Source organism: Paenibacillus sp. FSL K6-4396, from assembly GCF_038002525.1.
In the GTDB taxonomy this organism is placed as follows: Bacteria; Bacillota; Bacilli; order Paenibacillales; family Paenibacillaceae; genus Paenibacillus; species Paenibacillus amylolyticus_B.
Genome location: NZ_JBBOCR010000001.1, coordinates 1,705,416 through 1,719,058, shown reverse-complemented (window position 1 = coordinate 1,719,058; position 13,643 = coordinate 1,705,416). Strand labels below are relative to the sequence as shown.

General features: G+C 42.3%; 18 protein-coding genes. 1 reads left to right on the top strand and 17 read right to left on the bottom strand.

What is annotated here, in order from left to right:
- Positions 1 to 151: 151 nt before the first annotated feature.
- The 12 genes from MHB85_RS07660 to MHB85_RS07605 form a co-directional block, all read right to left on the bottom strand.
- The gene (locus tag MHB85_RS07660; RefSeq protein WP_341072748.1) at positions 152 to 757 is read right to left on the bottom strand and encodes an oxidoreductase; all 606 of its coding nucleotides are present in this window, start codon (positions 755 to 757) and stop codon (positions 152 to 154) included.
- Between the two features lie 330 nt (positions 758 to 1,087).
- Positions 1,088 to 2,809, bottom strand: a complete 1,722-nt coding sequence (locus tag MHB85_RS07655) for a helix-turn-helix domain-containing protein (protein ID WP_341072747.1) — start codon at positions 2,807 to 2,809, stop codon at positions 1,088 to 1,090.
- Positions 2,810 to 2,854: 45 nt separating this feature from the next.
- Positions 2,855 to 3,631, bottom strand: a complete 777-nt coding sequence (locus tag MHB85_RS07650) for an IucA/IucC family C-terminal-domain containing protein (RefSeq protein WP_341072746.1) — start codon at positions 3,629 to 3,631, stop codon at positions 2,855 to 2,857.
- Position 3,632: 1 nt separating this feature from the next.
- Positions 3,633 to 4,673, bottom strand: coding sequence for an ABC transporter substrate-binding protein (locus tag MHB85_RS07645; protein ID WP_341072745.1), 1,041 nt, complete (start codon positions 4,671 to 4,673; stop codon positions 3,633 to 3,635).
- Positions 4,674 to 4,810: 137 nt separating this feature from the next.
- Entirely contained in the window at positions 4,811 to 5,089 is a 279-nt protein-coding gene (locus MHB85_RS07640; RefSeq protein WP_341072744.1) for a hypothetical protein, read from the bottom strand.
- A 128-nt stretch (positions 5,090 to 5,217) separates the two neighbouring features.
- A complete protein-coding gene (locus tag MHB85_RS07635; protein WP_149846446.1) occupies positions 5,218 to 5,523 on the bottom strand; it encodes a hypothetical protein in 306 nt (101 codons plus the stop codon).
- Positions 5,524 to 5,528: 5 nt separating this feature from the next.
- The gene (locus MHB85_RS07630; RefSeq protein ID WP_192134409.1) at positions 5,529 to 6,125 is read right to left on the bottom strand and encodes a chloramphenicol phosphotransferase CPT family protein; all 597 of its coding nucleotides are present in this window, start codon (positions 6,123 to 6,125) and stop codon (positions 5,529 to 5,531) included.
- A gap of 156 nt (positions 6,126 to 6,281) precedes the next feature.
- Complete coding sequence (locus tag MHB85_RS07625; protein WP_192134407.1) at positions 6,282 to 6,821, bottom strand: hypothetical protein; 540 nt, start codon at positions 6,819 to 6,821, stop codon at positions 6,282 to 6,284.
- Positions 6,822 to 6,998: 177 nt separating this feature from the next.
- Positions 6,999 to 7,724: a hypothetical protein gene (locus MHB85_RS07620; protein ID WP_105597786.1), complete on the bottom strand. Its 726-nt coding sequence runs from the start codon at positions 7,722 to 7,724 to the stop codon at positions 6,999 to 7,001.
- Between the two features lie 30 nt (positions 7,725 to 7,754).
- Complete coding sequence (locus tag MHB85_RS07615; protein ID WP_244661037.1) at positions 7,755 to 7,892, bottom strand: hypothetical protein; 138 nt, start codon at positions 7,890 to 7,892, stop codon at positions 7,755 to 7,757.
- A 1-nt stretch (position 7,893) separates the two neighbouring features.
- The gene (locus MHB85_RS07610; protein WP_244661036.1) at positions 7,894 to 8,085 is read right to left on the bottom strand and encodes a hypothetical protein; all 192 of its coding nucleotides are present in this window, start codon (positions 8,083 to 8,085) and stop codon (positions 7,894 to 7,896) included.
- Positions 8,086 to 8,196: 111 nt separating this feature from the next.
- Positions 8,197 to 8,763 (bottom strand): histidine phosphatase family protein, encoded by a 567-nt coding sequence (locus MHB85_RS07605; protein ID WP_105597785.1) that lies wholly within the window; start codon positions 8,761 to 8,763, stop codon positions 8,197 to 8,199.
- Positions 8,764 to 8,939: 176 nt separating this feature from the next.
- Here MHB85_RS07605 and MHB85_RS07600 point away from each other — a divergent pair, with 176 nt between their 5' ends.
- Positions 8,940 to 9,542, top strand: coding sequence for a hypothetical protein (locus MHB85_RS07600; protein ID WP_341072743.1), 603 nt, complete (start codon positions 8,940 to 8,942; stop codon positions 9,540 to 9,542).
- 53 nt (positions 9,543 to 9,595) lie between these two features.
- On the opposite strand, the gene MHB85_RS07595 is transcribed toward MHB85_RS07600, so the two are convergent.
- The 5 genes from MHB85_RS07595 to MHB85_RS07575 all read right to left on the bottom strand — a co-directional run bounded on the left by MHB85_RS07595 (position 9,596) and on the right by MHB85_RS07575 (position 13,611).
- Positions 9,596 to 9,913: a hypothetical protein gene (locus tag MHB85_RS07595; RefSeq protein WP_341072742.1), complete on the bottom strand. Its 318-nt coding sequence runs from the start codon at positions 9,911 to 9,913 to the stop codon at positions 9,596 to 9,598.
- Positions 9,914 to 10,099: 186 nt separating this feature from the next.
- Positions 10,100 to 10,744: a DUF3885 domain-containing protein gene (locus MHB85_RS07590; protein ID WP_341072741.1), complete on the bottom strand. Its 645-nt coding sequence runs from the start codon at positions 10,742 to 10,744 to the stop codon at positions 10,100 to 10,102.
- Between the two features lie 48 nt (positions 10,745 to 10,792).
- Complete coding sequence (locus tag MHB85_RS07585) at positions 10,793 to 11,032, bottom strand: DUF3024 domain-containing protein (protein ID WP_445739052.1); 240 nt, start codon at positions 11,030 to 11,032, stop codon at positions 10,793 to 10,795.
- 789 nt (positions 11,033 to 11,821) lie between these two features.
- Positions 11,822 to 12,658 (bottom strand): carbohydrate ABC transporter permease, encoded by an 837-nt coding sequence (locus tag MHB85_RS07580; protein WP_091015157.1) that lies wholly within the window; start codon positions 12,656 to 12,658, stop codon positions 11,822 to 11,824.
- A 17-nt stretch (positions 12,659 to 12,675) separates the two neighbouring features.
- A complete protein-coding gene (locus tag MHB85_RS07575; protein WP_091015158.1) occupies positions 12,676 to 13,611 on the bottom strand; it encodes a carbohydrate ABC transporter permease in 936 nt (311 codons plus the stop codon).
- Between the last annotated feature and the right edge of the window lie 32 nt (positions 13,612 to 13,643).

The following is a 13,643-nucleotide window of genomic DNA, read 5'->3' as shown; positions in this document are numbered from 1 at the left end:
TTAAAGATGCAGCGACTTGTCGCAATTCAATAAGGTAGTGCAGGGTTACCTGCTGCCTCCACTTCTTCGAATACCCTCGGCAGACAAAGAAGTGGAGGCAACGTAGCGTAGATATGTTGTTATTTAGATCTCATTACCTTCCACAAAACACTTATAGATTGTATTTCGTTTTAATTCTTTCATATAACTTAAACTCCGTATTCCGATTTACAATCTCTCCAATTAACTCTTTCCATTTGTTTTCAATCCACTTAGGACTTTGTTTTTTCAGAATATCCTCGTTAAATTGACTATCAATATACTCCAAATCTTGTTTAAACACTCCTATATCCTTAATCAGTTGATTTCTCGATTCTTTTTCTAGCGATATCTTATTCGATATAATGTCGTCTGTGATTTCTACACTTATATACGTATACATATCTCTAAACACATTATAGATTAAATAGGTTGATGATAATTGATCTTCCCTGATGTCGGAATCCAAAAAGATGAATGATTCTTCACCCACTTTCAAAGATACGGCCACATTTCCTAATCCATGTATGACTGTCTCCTTCGAAGAATTGTCCTCTAAGCTTTTGATCACATTATCTAAATTGTAGATTGATTCTTTTATACCAATTTCGGTTCCATGATTCAGTTTAACGGTGTAATCCACTTCTTGATTGTCTTTGTACGCTTTGAATTTATAGTTGAAGTACATGCTTATTATCAATCCAACCATTAGTATGATTATCGCAATATTTTTTCTCACTGAATTACCTCCTACTAGTGCCTGAACTACGTATATATTAACCCATATTGTTACAATTGCGAAACCAAATTGGAGAATAAGGGAGATTTATTAATTTTCTCAAACCCTCATCCATACAATCTAATGGGCTGTAAATACGCTGAATATATGCAGGGTTGCGTAGAATGCGAGTATGCAGTGGAACCTTTCATTATAGTAATAAAACAAAAAGGCCGTTCTTCATCCCACAGGGAATCTGACGACCTTCCGATGCTTTTGGAATATATCAATTTTTTAAAAGGTGAACGTACCATCTTTCGCTTCAAGCGGGCTAGCACCAGCAACTGCCCCTCACCCCAACAACGCCTGCTCAATCTGATCCACAATGCCATTGATCCCCATCGGCCCATAACAGCCAATCCATGTCGCGGCATCTACCGAATGTATGTGCTGTCGCTCATCCTTATCAAGCATCCCCCGAATACGTTGCTCTGTCGTGGATATTCCCTCCTGCATGAGTTCATTGCTAAGCAGAAAGTAGTGGCTGGCTTGGACAGCTGGTAATCTATCAACCGAGATATGATAGGCTGTGTCAGCGGTATCGGATACAAATAACGGAACAGGCAGACCCAGATCACGGTACAACACAGCACCTGTACGATGAGCGGCAGAGTGAACCCGAACGAGAGAATCGAGCGGACGGATCAGTGCTACACTTTTACCTGCCAGTACCGGAGCCAGTTCTTCGGACAGCAAAGCAGTACGTCGATGATAATCCGCAAGTATACGCTTGGCCTCTGTCCGCTTGCCTGTCAGTTCACCGAACAGACTCAGGATGGTCTGCCAGCTCACATTACGCTTGAACATAATCACTGGAGCAATCCGGCTTAACCGTTCATGATACTGATCATGCACCTCGGTGCAGATAATCAGATCCGGTGACAATCGTTCTACCGCAAGCAGATCAGGGTACTCATACGTTCCGAGTAATTCGGTACCCTGAAGTCCTGTTCGGATATATTGAGGGAAATTGACCACAGCACTTCCCGATCCTACACTTCCTACTGGAGACAACCCAAGCGCGAGCAAATGATCGGCATATTGAACATCCAGTACGGCAATACGCTGTGGTGATTCAGTAACTTGATATTCACCTCGCATATGGCAGATCACCGGACCTTGGGCCGACTCGTACGAAGAAGCTGTGCGATTCCGCAGTAAGGCTTGAGCATAGTTTTTATCTAGCTCTGAAGCGGCTGCTAGTCGATAACGCAGCGGAGGAACACCATAATATTTCTTAAACGCCCTGCTGAAATAATACATATCGCGGTAGCCCATTTTGTCAGCAATTTCCCCAATGGAAGCATCCGTATGGAGCAACATCCTAGACGCATTCTCCATCCGCAACTGGATGACGTACTCCATCGGCCCGAGCTGCTTCTCTTGTTTGAATCGTCGCTGCAACTGCCTTACACTGCATCCAGCGAGGGCTGCCAGCTCCTTAAGCTCCAGATTCTGGCGATAATGCGATGATATATAGGACACGACAACATCCACCATGTCGGACTCTCCTCCGCCTTGACCACGTTCATAATCCATGATCAGTTCGTAGATCATCCCCTGGAGCAACGCATTGGCATGAAAACGTTCCAGCCCTTCGCCGCGGCGCCATTTGGCAACGATTTTTTCCGCATTCTGAATCCATTCCGCTTGCATCACAGGATTTTGAATAAACGACGTTTGCAGCGGATGTTTGCGATACGAGGGCAACGCATGGGAGGCTCCTTCCAGGGAAGAAGCCTCATACATAATCAAGATATAATAAAGTTCGTCTGATCTGGCCGTCAGCGTAAAGGATGTTCCCTTCGCCACATGACAAGCAAAAGAAGCTCCAATGTGGCAAACTTCACCATTCATTGCAAGCTCCCCTTCCCCGCCTATTGCCAGCAGCAATACATTCGAGGTTAATTCGGTTTCGCTAAGAACACTGCTTGTCTGCAAAGTACCGCTATACCCGTCAAGCATCTTGATCGTCGTATCACTCCATAGACTTGTCTGTTCTTGCAGCGGCATTTCTCTCATCTCCTGACAATAGCAATGGTAAAATTGTTGCTGTTGTCATTTTAATTGAGATTCTTTCTCATTGTCAATTTTCGGACATTTGAGACAATATTCCCCTGACATCTGGTAATAGAAACAACAGGTGATCCGCTCACTTTTGGCAACATGCACATTGTCCTTACACTCGGTGAAGCGGGTCAACGGATTCTTCCTCTCACCAAACACTTGTCCGGATGCCACCTGCGTCAGATAGGAGAAGTCCTCTCGAATGATCTTACGTTCCTGCTCCGTCTCGCCTTCATCAGGAGCGAATAGTCGGCCAATCCGTACCATAATATTCTCCCAGAGAATGCTCATCGAAAGAGGTGCAATCGCAGCAAGTGTCTTTAACAAAGGTGTCAGCTGTACCGCAAACATCTCCTGGACCACTTTTTCCCGCCATACGTTCCTGTCTCCAGTCAGTTCTTCAGCCTGAAGCCCATTCACCGCTAGAAAAGGAAACCGTGTACCGCCCTCCTGATCTGAGAGCGCCGGATGATAGAGATAACTGTTCTCCAGCTGAAAGGTTACATGCTGATGATGAAACGTCATCGCAGTCACGAGCGGAGTCGTCCATAGATATCCAAGCCGCTTGGCCAACATGGAGGCTGCCACTTTCATGTCAGGCGCATCGATATAATTCTGAAACCAGCGGATATACTCTCGACACGCCTCTTCGTCATGCAACTCACTCAAAGCAATGGTACGGACACTATGATCAGGCGGCTCACCAAGCAAAATCGAATGATCCTCTACCGTCTCTTTCCATAAGTCTGTCGAGAGATATGGGTTCATATTAATTCGATCCGAGCAGGGCTTCCGCTGCCTGATCTACAATCAGATTAATCGCAAGCGGTCCATAATAAGCGATCCAAAGTGTTGAGTTCACATCATACGTGCGGTTATTTTTAACAGCATCCAGGGACTTCCACACGGGATTACTCACCATAGCTTCTGCTTCTGCCGCAAACAGCTCATCCGACAGGACAAAGTAACGATCTGCCCCGATCTCAGGCACCTTTTCCATCGAGATTTCAACGGAACCATCTTCATTAATCTCCTGTACCACAGCAGGCATCTTCAGCCCCAAGTCATTGTACATAATACCACCAATGCGGTGCTCAATACCGTGAACACGAATTCCTTCTTTTCGTGGACGAATGATCGCCACCGTTTCATCGCCCAGCTTCTCTGACAATTGTGTCTTCAGCCCGGCAATTTTGTCTTCATACGCTGTACGTACTTTCTCTGCCTCGTCCTGCTTGTCTGTAATCTGAGCTACTGTAGCTAGCGTATCACGCCAGTCTTCGTAGAAGTCAAGTACGAGGGTAGGTGCAATTTTGCTTACACTTTCATACTGTTTCTCCTGGAAGTCAGTCATGATGATCAGATCCGGGTCGAGTGCAACAATCGCTTCCAGGTTCGGCTCGTCTCGTGTACCCAGAACTTCTACGCCATTCGGTTGGTCTCCTAAATATTCTGGAAAATCGGTATTCCCTCCTGCAATAACACTACCTGCTGGCTTCTCACCGATCGCTAACATTTGATCCAAAAATTTAACATCGAGAATTGCAATTCTCTGTGGTTTTTCGTTTAGAGTGATGTCACCCTTCATACCCTTGATCGTTACGGGAAAAGCTCCATCCGTCTGTGTTTCCGCATTCGCAGGTGTCTCTGCTGGTGTTGCCGCAGATTGCTTACCGCTATCTGTACCTGTTGCAGCACCGCAAGCTGTCAATACAAGAATAAGGGCCAACATCAAGCCCATGAGTAATCGTGATTTGTGAGCAGCATAGCCTTTGGTTCCGGCTGCTTGCCCCTTTGTTCCTTGTTTCATTTGTAAATCCCCCTTATGTATACTAGTGATAATGATTTTCATTATCGAAACATAAAGAGAGTATATACGATCTCCGTATCGTGTTACCATGTACTTTTGCGACATTTCAGCCGGACTAATGCGACATCACGAATCACTTATCCGCCCTTTAACTTTTCTGCAATGTACGCTTGCAATCGGTAGATATCCGAAAGAAGCTCTTCTTCCTCCGGTGTATTTCCATACTCCCCCAGCCAGCGCGGTGTGCGGATATGCCACTCATTAGACAAGTATTGCTGTCCATCCCGATACTCCAAAATATGTCCCAGGAAATATTCCAGTGAGCCGAGGGATTGTTTATTGCTATCCTTAATGATGGATTGTGTTTTTTCGATGATCACCTGCAACATATGTTGGATATGGTCTTCTGGATTCATTGCGTTGCCCTCCTTGTCCACAAAAATTATAAAATCAAAAAGAGGAAGGGCCTTCTCTATTCCATAGAGAATCAGACAACCTTCCAACATGCATTAACACATCTTATATAGAACTCATCATTTCAAAGCTACTCTGGATATTCCTTTGATGCCTCGATCAATTTATCTTCTTCATCAAAAACGTTCAACACTCTCTCAATGTCATCCACTTCATAGCTTCTAACAACAATCAGTTGCTGCATATGAAGACCTGGTGGGTCAATGTCCAGTCGAGACAAATTATTTAGCAAACGTTCTGGTGTATATAAGATGCTCCATCGTCTAGAACCATCTGTGAAAACCATTGTGATCTCTATCCAATTCCAGTCTTCCGGATGATCCGACCTAACCTCATCATCAAAACGCCAGCCTACCAGCCTTGGCCTTGAATTCATTACTTTTACGATGTTTTTACCTCTCTTCTGCTTAACTTCTTCAATGCCGAGTATTCCTGATCGGACTTGATATAACTTAATATCTTTTCCGCACATGCAGCTGAGCTAAGCTCTTCCGTATTCACTTCCAGATCATATTCATCATAAGAGTAGATGTAGTCGAACTGGGAATGGGCAAGTCCAATCTCGCGATCTCCCCTGCTCTGCTCTCTTCTGGTGAGTTCTTCTTTCGAGCACTGCACGCCTACAAACAGTATCGGATAATCCGATAGTAAATTATAAAAATCGTTAAACCACTTGTCATTGCTGATGACCGTATCCACGATGACATTTAGACCCATCTCCGAAAACAGTTTAATGGTTGCACAGTACAACGAATTGATGGGGTCGAACAGGATATCGGTCATCACATGGTGTTCCACTTCTCTTGTTGGATTCATATCTGGGTATGTATTGTCGATAAATTGATCATAATTATGCAAAAATTGATCTACAGATAGATGATGAAACGGAATGTCTCCCTGATTTTTCATTTCCATCGCAATGCTTGTCTTCCCCGAACTTGACGTACCGTTCAAAAATATAATGAGTCCTCGCTCCATATTGATCACCCTTATCTATAAAATTACATGAGGCCTTCCCTTATAAGCTGTTATACATCCTAGAAGCAAAATCGAATAAATAGGTCTCTATTTCTTCCTTGTCAGTGATTTACGTGTCCGATGAATCACTTTTTCAACAAAATCATAATGCAAATTTTATTTTGATGCTTCTCTTTCCTTCATAGTATATTGTTTAAAATACTCCCTAAACACATCATAGAGCTCCTGCATTTCATGAATTTCGCCCCGAAACTTACCCCATATTTCTTCTCTTTGTTTATGTTCAACCTCAATGTTAAATTCTTCGGCTTCATATTCAGTCAATAATTCAAAGAAATATTCACAAGGCTCTTTCACAGCTTCACAACTGTCAGCATACTGGCCAGACTCCAGCAGAAAGCTGGCCCAGGATATTTCTCTTCTGTCGTACTTTATGTACAAACAAGCAATGTATTGATCGAAAAGTTTACTATTGTAGTAAGTAATACAAGGTTCTGAGTGAATATATTTGTTAACGATTTCAATAGCGCTGCCTTGATAACGCACCGTGGCTAGTTCTATGATCCAGAACGGCGGGTTCGTGTACTCAAGGATAATGTCATCACAAAAAGGATGAAAGTGTTTGTACCAGATTAATTTACTATCGAGCATAATACCCATCTTACAAGCAAACTCTTTATTCGGTTCTATCTTCATACCAGTAACTCCTTGTTGGGTAGAATATTCCAAATGACCTTAAGCGCTTAGAATTTCTCCGTTTAACTAATGTCTACCCAGGAGTTCTGCTTCTTCTACTCCTCTTTCATTCTTCTTATCCTTGTCCTCTTGTTGACTAATGACTGTTTGACTACTAGTTTCAAACCCCAACATTCTTTAGCGTCTGCCGATGAATAGCTTATTTTGAGTCCAATGAAGATTATAGCCATAACGGTATAGCTCAAAGTAAGGATGCAGGCAGTCTTCCGCCTCCTGTAGACCTTGATAGCGGGGCCACTGCAAGTAGTAGGATATCCAATAATCGCAAGCGATGGAATAGTACGCTTCGCTTAATAGCTCGATGGTTTCATCATAATCACTGCGCGAACTGAGGAGTTCTCCGAGTGCTTCGTAAACGACCTCTCCATCTTCTTCATCCGTGCCTTGAATCAATCTTTGCTCCAGCTTGTTAATTTCGCTTGTAGGTAATACAACGACCTCCGTAAGACTTGCCAAATCTTGTAATGCTTCATTTGCTACGTCAGCCGCTTCGTCATCTTCCGGTACCATGGAGAACAGACTCTTCAAATTTTGAACCAGCTTCTCCCCCAGACCACGCAACATTGCCTCAGAAGCAGGCTCATTTCCACCGTTGAAATATCCTGGCACATATTCGCCGGCGAAGTCCTCAGGATTCAACATCTCATAGATCGGACGTATTCTATCCAAAAAACGCTGACCGTCTGGAATAGGCTCAAACACACGTTCAACGCCTGCTCCCGATGGCATAAACCACTGAAAAAATCCGTAAAGATGGTCTGCTTCAACTTCAGCATCATCCGCTGGCTTGAATTCTTCTCCACCCATCGCTAATAAATAGCGGCCATATTCCTGTTGATTCAATCGGTACCATCTCCTCTTCTGTTACACCGTTTACCACTCTCTCCATTCTTCCGTAATATCTTCATCCTCCTCAATGTCTAATCCAGCCAGCCTAGCTGCCTTGTCTATAAAATCAGCCAATTCTTCACGTTCCATCGTTTCAATAAAGTAACCATTGGCCTCATTCATTTCATTTAAACCTAACCACAGCTTCTTCTACAGCCTTCATCATGCGCTCAGAATCTTTCGTTTCTTGTAATGCTGTTAATTGGTGCAAATATGTATCCAGGGCTTGATCAGACATGAGTAATCTCTCTTCTGTGAAAAAGCTCATCTCCGTGTTTAACCATTCTCTCGTTCCATAGTTTCGTTGGTTTTTCATGAAACAAGTTTTGTAACGTCAATAGAATCAATCCCTTCCATATATAATGATGTCTGTATTTTACCTGTAACCAAAATTATGAACAAGCGTTCTCGCCTATTCACTTTCACCCTATTCGCCCCATAGCCTTGTCACGTTCTCTAATTCTATCTCTTCAAATTGTAATCGATAAATGTCCGGTTTCTTGGTTTGATTCATAAAATCCAATCCGTAACTCGAATCAAAGTAATTCATCATCAACGTCATTACATGTCCGTGTGTGCCGATCGCCACTTTTTTACCCTTGTATTCTTCTAAAATCTGTTTCAACACGCCCACTGCTCTATTCTGGCAAACCGTGTTCGACTCGCCTCCTGGCAATGCATAATCCGGGTCATCAAACATCTTCTTCGAAGCAGGCTCGAACTCTTCATCCGCAATCATATCATCTGAAAAATGTCTTTCTCGGAGATCCTCCATGATCTGAATATCTAATTCTAACGCTGCTGCCACACCCTCTAAGGTCAGAATAGCCCTGGCATAAGGACTTGAGATGATGGAATGTATTCCTTCATTCGTTAATATTTCCGTTATTCGTTCTGCATTCATCTTGCCCTCCAAAGTAAGCCCCCTCGTTCTTTCCGTTCCTTCCGTATACGGTGACTCCGCATGCCTTACCATATAAACGATGGTCTTCATAGGACCCTCCTTGAATTTCTTCTATCAAAATTTATGGTCACGCTTATTTTAGATTCTGAATTCAGAATTGATATTCTGCTAGACATTCAATTTACAATAATTTTCAGATATGTGTATAGTAGAAATGAAGCAAGGTGCTTTTAAAAGAAGTTAAATCTAACAGAGAGGATGAGATCATGTCTTTTTTCAAAAAGAAGGTTGTTCTAGTCTCTTTATTCGTATTGGCTATCTCTGCTGGTGCAATCGCTTACGTAAATGGTCAATCGAAATCGGACGTGCCTATTCATAAAGTCGTCAACCTTTCAGCTAACTCTTTAACATTTCGTGAAATAGATGAGCTGGATGCGTCCGCTGAACTGATCGTCATTGGTTATGCAACAGGAGATTTCAGAGATCGAGAGCATATTATTACTGCATTTGATGATGGGACCATGCAATCCTTTCACACCAACACAAACATCAAGATTGAAAAGATATTGAAGAAACCCGACGATTTCCCTTCAGATCAGAACGAATTAACAATCATTGAACCCGTTAGCCTCGAAGGAGACGTTAAATATACAGTTGATGACTATGTAGAGCTGCAGAAGGGTGATAAAAGTGTGCTTTTCTTGATGAAAAACACCTTTGGTGATTATGGATTAATCAATGATAACTTGGGCAAATTCAGCCTTGAAGGGATAACTCAATATAGTGTACCTCAATCCTCCACTGTAGAAGAGTTATCCGAATACGAAACATTTCGTAACTCTGTCATGGAGAAGTATAATCCGGATTAAGGTTTTCATGATGCAACGATCATCCCTTTGCGGACATAGCTGCTCCCTTCAATCTATTGCACTTCTTTATCAAGACTTACGGCAAATGATGAAGTTATCGATTTTTGTCTAAAATCATTGGGTATCACTTTAATCTCCACATTTAGATGTATAGATTCAGGAAGATTCATTTCAGTTACATCCTCATGACCAATGAAGTAATGATGCTTTTCATTCAGTTCTATTAAACCTCCACCTGTTGAGCCAGAAGTTGAAATCAAATGTCCGTCATGATAAAGCTCACAAGCAATATTATATTCCTCCAAACTGAATCCTTTCACTTCATATCCAATCTTGATTTGATTTTCCGTGTAAACTGATCGCACCACCATTGACCATTTGGGTCTGAATTGCAATATTTGCTTCGGGCATCTCCGGTTTCTTTAATAGATAGCCTACTTTTAGGTACCATATAGCTACATTCCCCCCTGCACGATCAACATCCGAATACTGTCTTGGATCATCGATCATCCATTCCATTAGGGATTATAATCGATTGAATTTCAGGTTTTCCCGCATTATCCTAGAAATACATTGTTAATTCTGTCTCGATCATAATCTAAAATCCAATCGTTATATTCTGAATAGATATCCACTAGCGCTTCCCTTGATGCTGAAATAACATCGCAACCTCTATCATCATAGATATGAAATATCGTTTTCTTACTTATATTAATGAAATACACCCTATGATAAATCTTTGGCTTAATTCCAACATCATGATTACATATAGCTTTGATTAACTGATTATATTTCAAGTCCTCAACTCTACATTTAGTCCAGTACCTATACATGTTGTTTCTTGGGTCTGAGATGTCATCCGATTCACAATCCAAACCTGGAATTATCTCAAGGCTCAAGGCTCTAATCGGCCCTTTCTTCTTGATATATTTCCTGTACAGGTTCAATTTCTTCACTTTGTGTTTAGGCTTATCTGCAAAATAAGCTTGAGTTATTAATAGGACTTCATCTTCTTGATCATGAAGAGCCTTAAATAATTCAATTGATCGATGATAAACTTGTTCCATGTAATGCTCCGTATTCATTCCAAACATCAGAGGATTGCCAAGCTCGAATCGTATTGCAACATCCCAATTATAAAAAAGGGGCGGTTCTAAGGTCAGGTTTGGAAAATTCTCTGCCAGGTACGTCTTCAGATCCATTCTGTGGCCTCCGTCTCTTCAATAGTTCCCGATTTGATATACGAAAAATTAACCCCAGAACATTCCGTTATGACCCTCGTCCACGATCTTGAGCTGTTTTTCAAAATCTCCGTTCGGATCGATATCATCGATGTAATGCCACTTGCCTTTACTGTCCTGCCAATACACTTTCCATGCCTTCTCATCCAAACTGAACTGTGCTACCGGCATCTGTGCCCATTGATCACTTTGAAAGGTTTGTCTTTCTTCAATCAACGTCACATGTTGTCCTCTGATTTTATAACTAATCTTTATCTGACTTTACACATGCTCGGGTACAGCCTTCTCGGTGTAATGGTCCATAATCTTTTGAATGCGTTTCTTCGTAAAATCATCCATGCTCTCTAACTCTCCTGCCTTGATCCGTTTTGCTTTGATTATATCATGTTGTTTTCTTCGATTTAAATGATGCTTTTAGTGTTGTAAAAGGTGAAACGGAGCGCGGCTTATGCAATGGCAAGCCGCGTCAGGATGAGTTGCTGCTCCCAATGGGGCAGTACTTCATGGGGTTGCACCGCGTGCATTATTGCGGTGCTCATGCTGCCATCACGAGCACACTTTCATGATGGCAACACTTGGTGCATCACGATAGCTACGCCGTGATGCACGCAAAAAAGCGCCGCGACTTCATCGTCGTGGCGCTTCCTCCTGCTGCATAAGCCAATCGGCCATGCAGCTTGTGTTACGCTGCTACATCCCATAGGTGCATCCCCCAAGGTCGCTGATTGAATATTATGTTATACAACGGAATCACAGGCTTCATTAAATAATACTTAGTAATGCACAAGTGTCAGATTGGAATTTTCCTTGAGTTGGAGTCACATTATTAAAATCCTATTTTTCGTAATTAAGTTTACATTTGTATCAAATCCACAAACTATCGTTCCATCTGCCCGCGAGCCTCATTATTATGCAAAATGCATTGATACGCAAAAAGGCAGCTTCTGCTTTACACATCTCTGCCTATTTGCATATTAACTTTTTTCCACCCTTGCGTTTAATCAAATTCAGTATCGCTGGAGCTGATACAAATGATGTTCAACCTTTTATACCGCTAAATGTAATGCCGCTAATAAACGTCTTTTGAAGAAAAAAGAACAAAACAATAATAGGTAATGTCATCAAGGTGGATACCGCCATTAATAGACCCCATTCGGATCCCTTTTGACTCTGAAATTGCTGCAATCCGAGCGAAACCGTGTAAGATGGTTCATTGGTTAAATAGAGCAAGGGGCCCATGAAATCAGTCCAGCTCCCCATAAATTGAAACAATGCCACGGCTAATACGGCGGATTTGGCTAGTGGAAACATGATCTGTAAATATATGCGGAACTCACTAGCGCCGTCCAAGCGGGCCGCTTCGCGCAGGGCATCAGGCAGTCCCATAAAAAATTGCCGCAACAGAAAAATGTAAATGGGCACTCCAAAAAATTGGGGTACAATCAGTGGAAGAGGTGTTCCTACCCAACCTAATTTAGTAAACAAAAGGAATAGAGGAATCATGGTCACCTGTCCGGGAATCATCATAACAGCAAGGGTAACAAAGAAAAGTAAACCTCTCCCACGGTACTCTAACTTGGCAAAACTATATGCAACCAAGGGACAGGATATGATCACACCAAGCGTACTAACGATAGTTATAATCGCCGTGTTTTTCAGATATGTCCAGAAAGGGATATATTCAACAGCACGGGAATAATTACTCCACAGAATTGGACGCGGAATCCACTCTGGTGGGAATGTAAAGATTTGTGTGAGTGGTTTAAGAGAAGTCGAAAGCAGCCAAATGAACGGAATCATGAAAAATGCAGAAGCAACAATTAGACATACATAGGCTAAGGCACGATTGATTCTTTTGATAGCGGTAGGATTCATCCCTTACTTCCTCCTCCTTATTTCCCCTGATAATGAACCCAGCGTTTAGACGTAATAAAAATAATTCCGGTTAATGCCATAACGATAATAAATAAGATCCAGGCCATTGCGGAAGCATAACCCATTTTGAAATACCTAAAGCCGTTCTCATATAAATACATGACGTAGAAAGTCATGGAATTTGCAGGAGTTCCTTGCCCTTTGGTCAATGTATAGGGAAGAGTAAACTGTTGGAATGCACCAATCATTCCCATGACAAGGTTGTAGAAAATAACGGGAGTGAGCAAAGGCAGGGTTACCTTTCTCGTTTTCTGAAACCAGTTAGCTCCATCGATTTGCGCCGCTTCATAGTACTCCTCAGGGATGTCTCCTAATCCAGCAAGGTAGATAACGACAGCTTGCCCAATACCCCAAAGCGACATCAGAATGAGAGAGGGCTTGGACCATGACTCACCACCAAGCCAAGCGGGCCCATCGATACCGATATTCGCTAACATCCCGTTCACCAATCCGAAGTTTGGATGTAACAGCCACATCCACAGAACAGCCAGAGCCACTTGTGGCACTAGAGTAGGTAAGAAAAAGATTGTTCTGAATACAGCCATACCCTTGACCTTCATATTCAACATCATAGCGAGTGCCACACCGAAAAATATACTTAATGGAACAAAAAATACCGTAAAATAAATCGTGTTGTATATGGATTTCCAAAATAGAGGATCATGAAAAAGCTCTTTATAATTATTCATTCCGATAAATTCACCAGGCTGCAGAATGCTGTAAGTAGTGAAGCTGAAGTAGATGGACATTAGCATCGGAATTGCATAAAAGCATAGCAGCCCTATAGCCCAAGGTGAAGCAAACAGCCACCCAATCGCGTTAGTTCTGTGGAGTGCTCGTTTACTTGCCGATGGAATTGCTTTTACTTGAACTGGATCGGCCAGTTTCACCATGTACATTCTCCTTCCAAGTGTCATTCATGAAT

Bases quoted from the DNA above. Each gene is read 5' to 3' on its own strand.
- MHB85_RS07615 (WP_244661037.1), bottom strand. From the start codon at position 7,892: ATGAATGAGGCCAATGGTTACTTTATTGAAACGATGGAACGTGAAGAA.
- MHB85_RS07590 (WP_341072741.1), bottom strand. From the start codon at position 10,744: ATGGATCTGAAGACGTACCTGGCAGAGAATTTTCCAAACCTGACCTTA.
- MHB85_RS07605 (WP_105597785.1), bottom strand. From the start codon at position 8,763: ATGAAGACCATCGTTTATATGGTAAGGCATGCGGAGTCACCGTATACG.
- MHB85_RS07580 (WP_091015157.1), bottom strand. From the start codon at position 12,658: ATGAATCCTACCGCTATCAAAAGAATCAATCGTGCCTTAGCCTATGTA.
- MHB85_RS07630 (WP_192134409.1), bottom strand. From the start codon at position 6,125: ATGGAGCGAGGACTCATTATATTTTTGAACGGTACGTCAAGTTCGGGG.
- MHB85_RS07600 (WP_341072743.1), top strand. From the start codon at position 8,940: ATGTCTTTTTTCAAAAAGAAGGTTGTTCTAGTCTCTTTATTCGTATTG.
- MHB85_RS07625 (WP_192134407.1), bottom strand. From the start codon at position 6,821: ATGAAGATAGAACCGAATAAAGAGTTTGCTTGTAAGATGGGTATTATG.
- MHB85_RS07575 (WP_091015158.1), bottom strand. From the start codon at position 13,611: ATGGTGAAACTGGCCGATCCAGTTCAAGTAAAAGCAATTCCATCGGCA.
- MHB85_RS07655 (WP_341072747.1), bottom strand. From the start codon at position 2,809: ATGCCGCTGCAAGAACAGACAAGTCTATGGAGTGATACGACGATCAAG.
- MHB85_RS07650 (WP_341072746.1), bottom strand. From the start codon at position 3,631: ATGAACCCATATCTCTCGACAGACTTATGGAAAGAGACGGTAGAGGAT.
- MHB85_RS07595 (WP_341072742.1), bottom strand. From the start codon at position 9,913: ATGGTGGTGCGATCAGTTTACACGGAAAATCAAATCAAGATTGGATAT.
- MHB85_RS07610 (WP_244661036.1), bottom strand. From the start codon at position 8,085: ATGAAAAACCAACGAAACTATGGAACGAGAGAATGGTTAAACACGGAG.
- MHB85_RS07640 (WP_341072744.1), bottom strand. From the start codon at position 5,089: ATGAATCCAGAAGACCATATCCAACATATGTTGCAGGTGATCATCGAA.
- MHB85_RS07635 (WP_149846446.1), bottom strand. From the start codon at position 5,523: ATGAATTCAAGGCCAAGGCTGGTAGGCTGGCGTTTTGATGATGAGGTT.
- MHB85_RS07645 (WP_341072745.1), bottom strand. From the start codon at position 4,673: ATGAAACAAGGAACAAAGGGGCAAGCAGCCGGAACCAAAGGCTATGCT.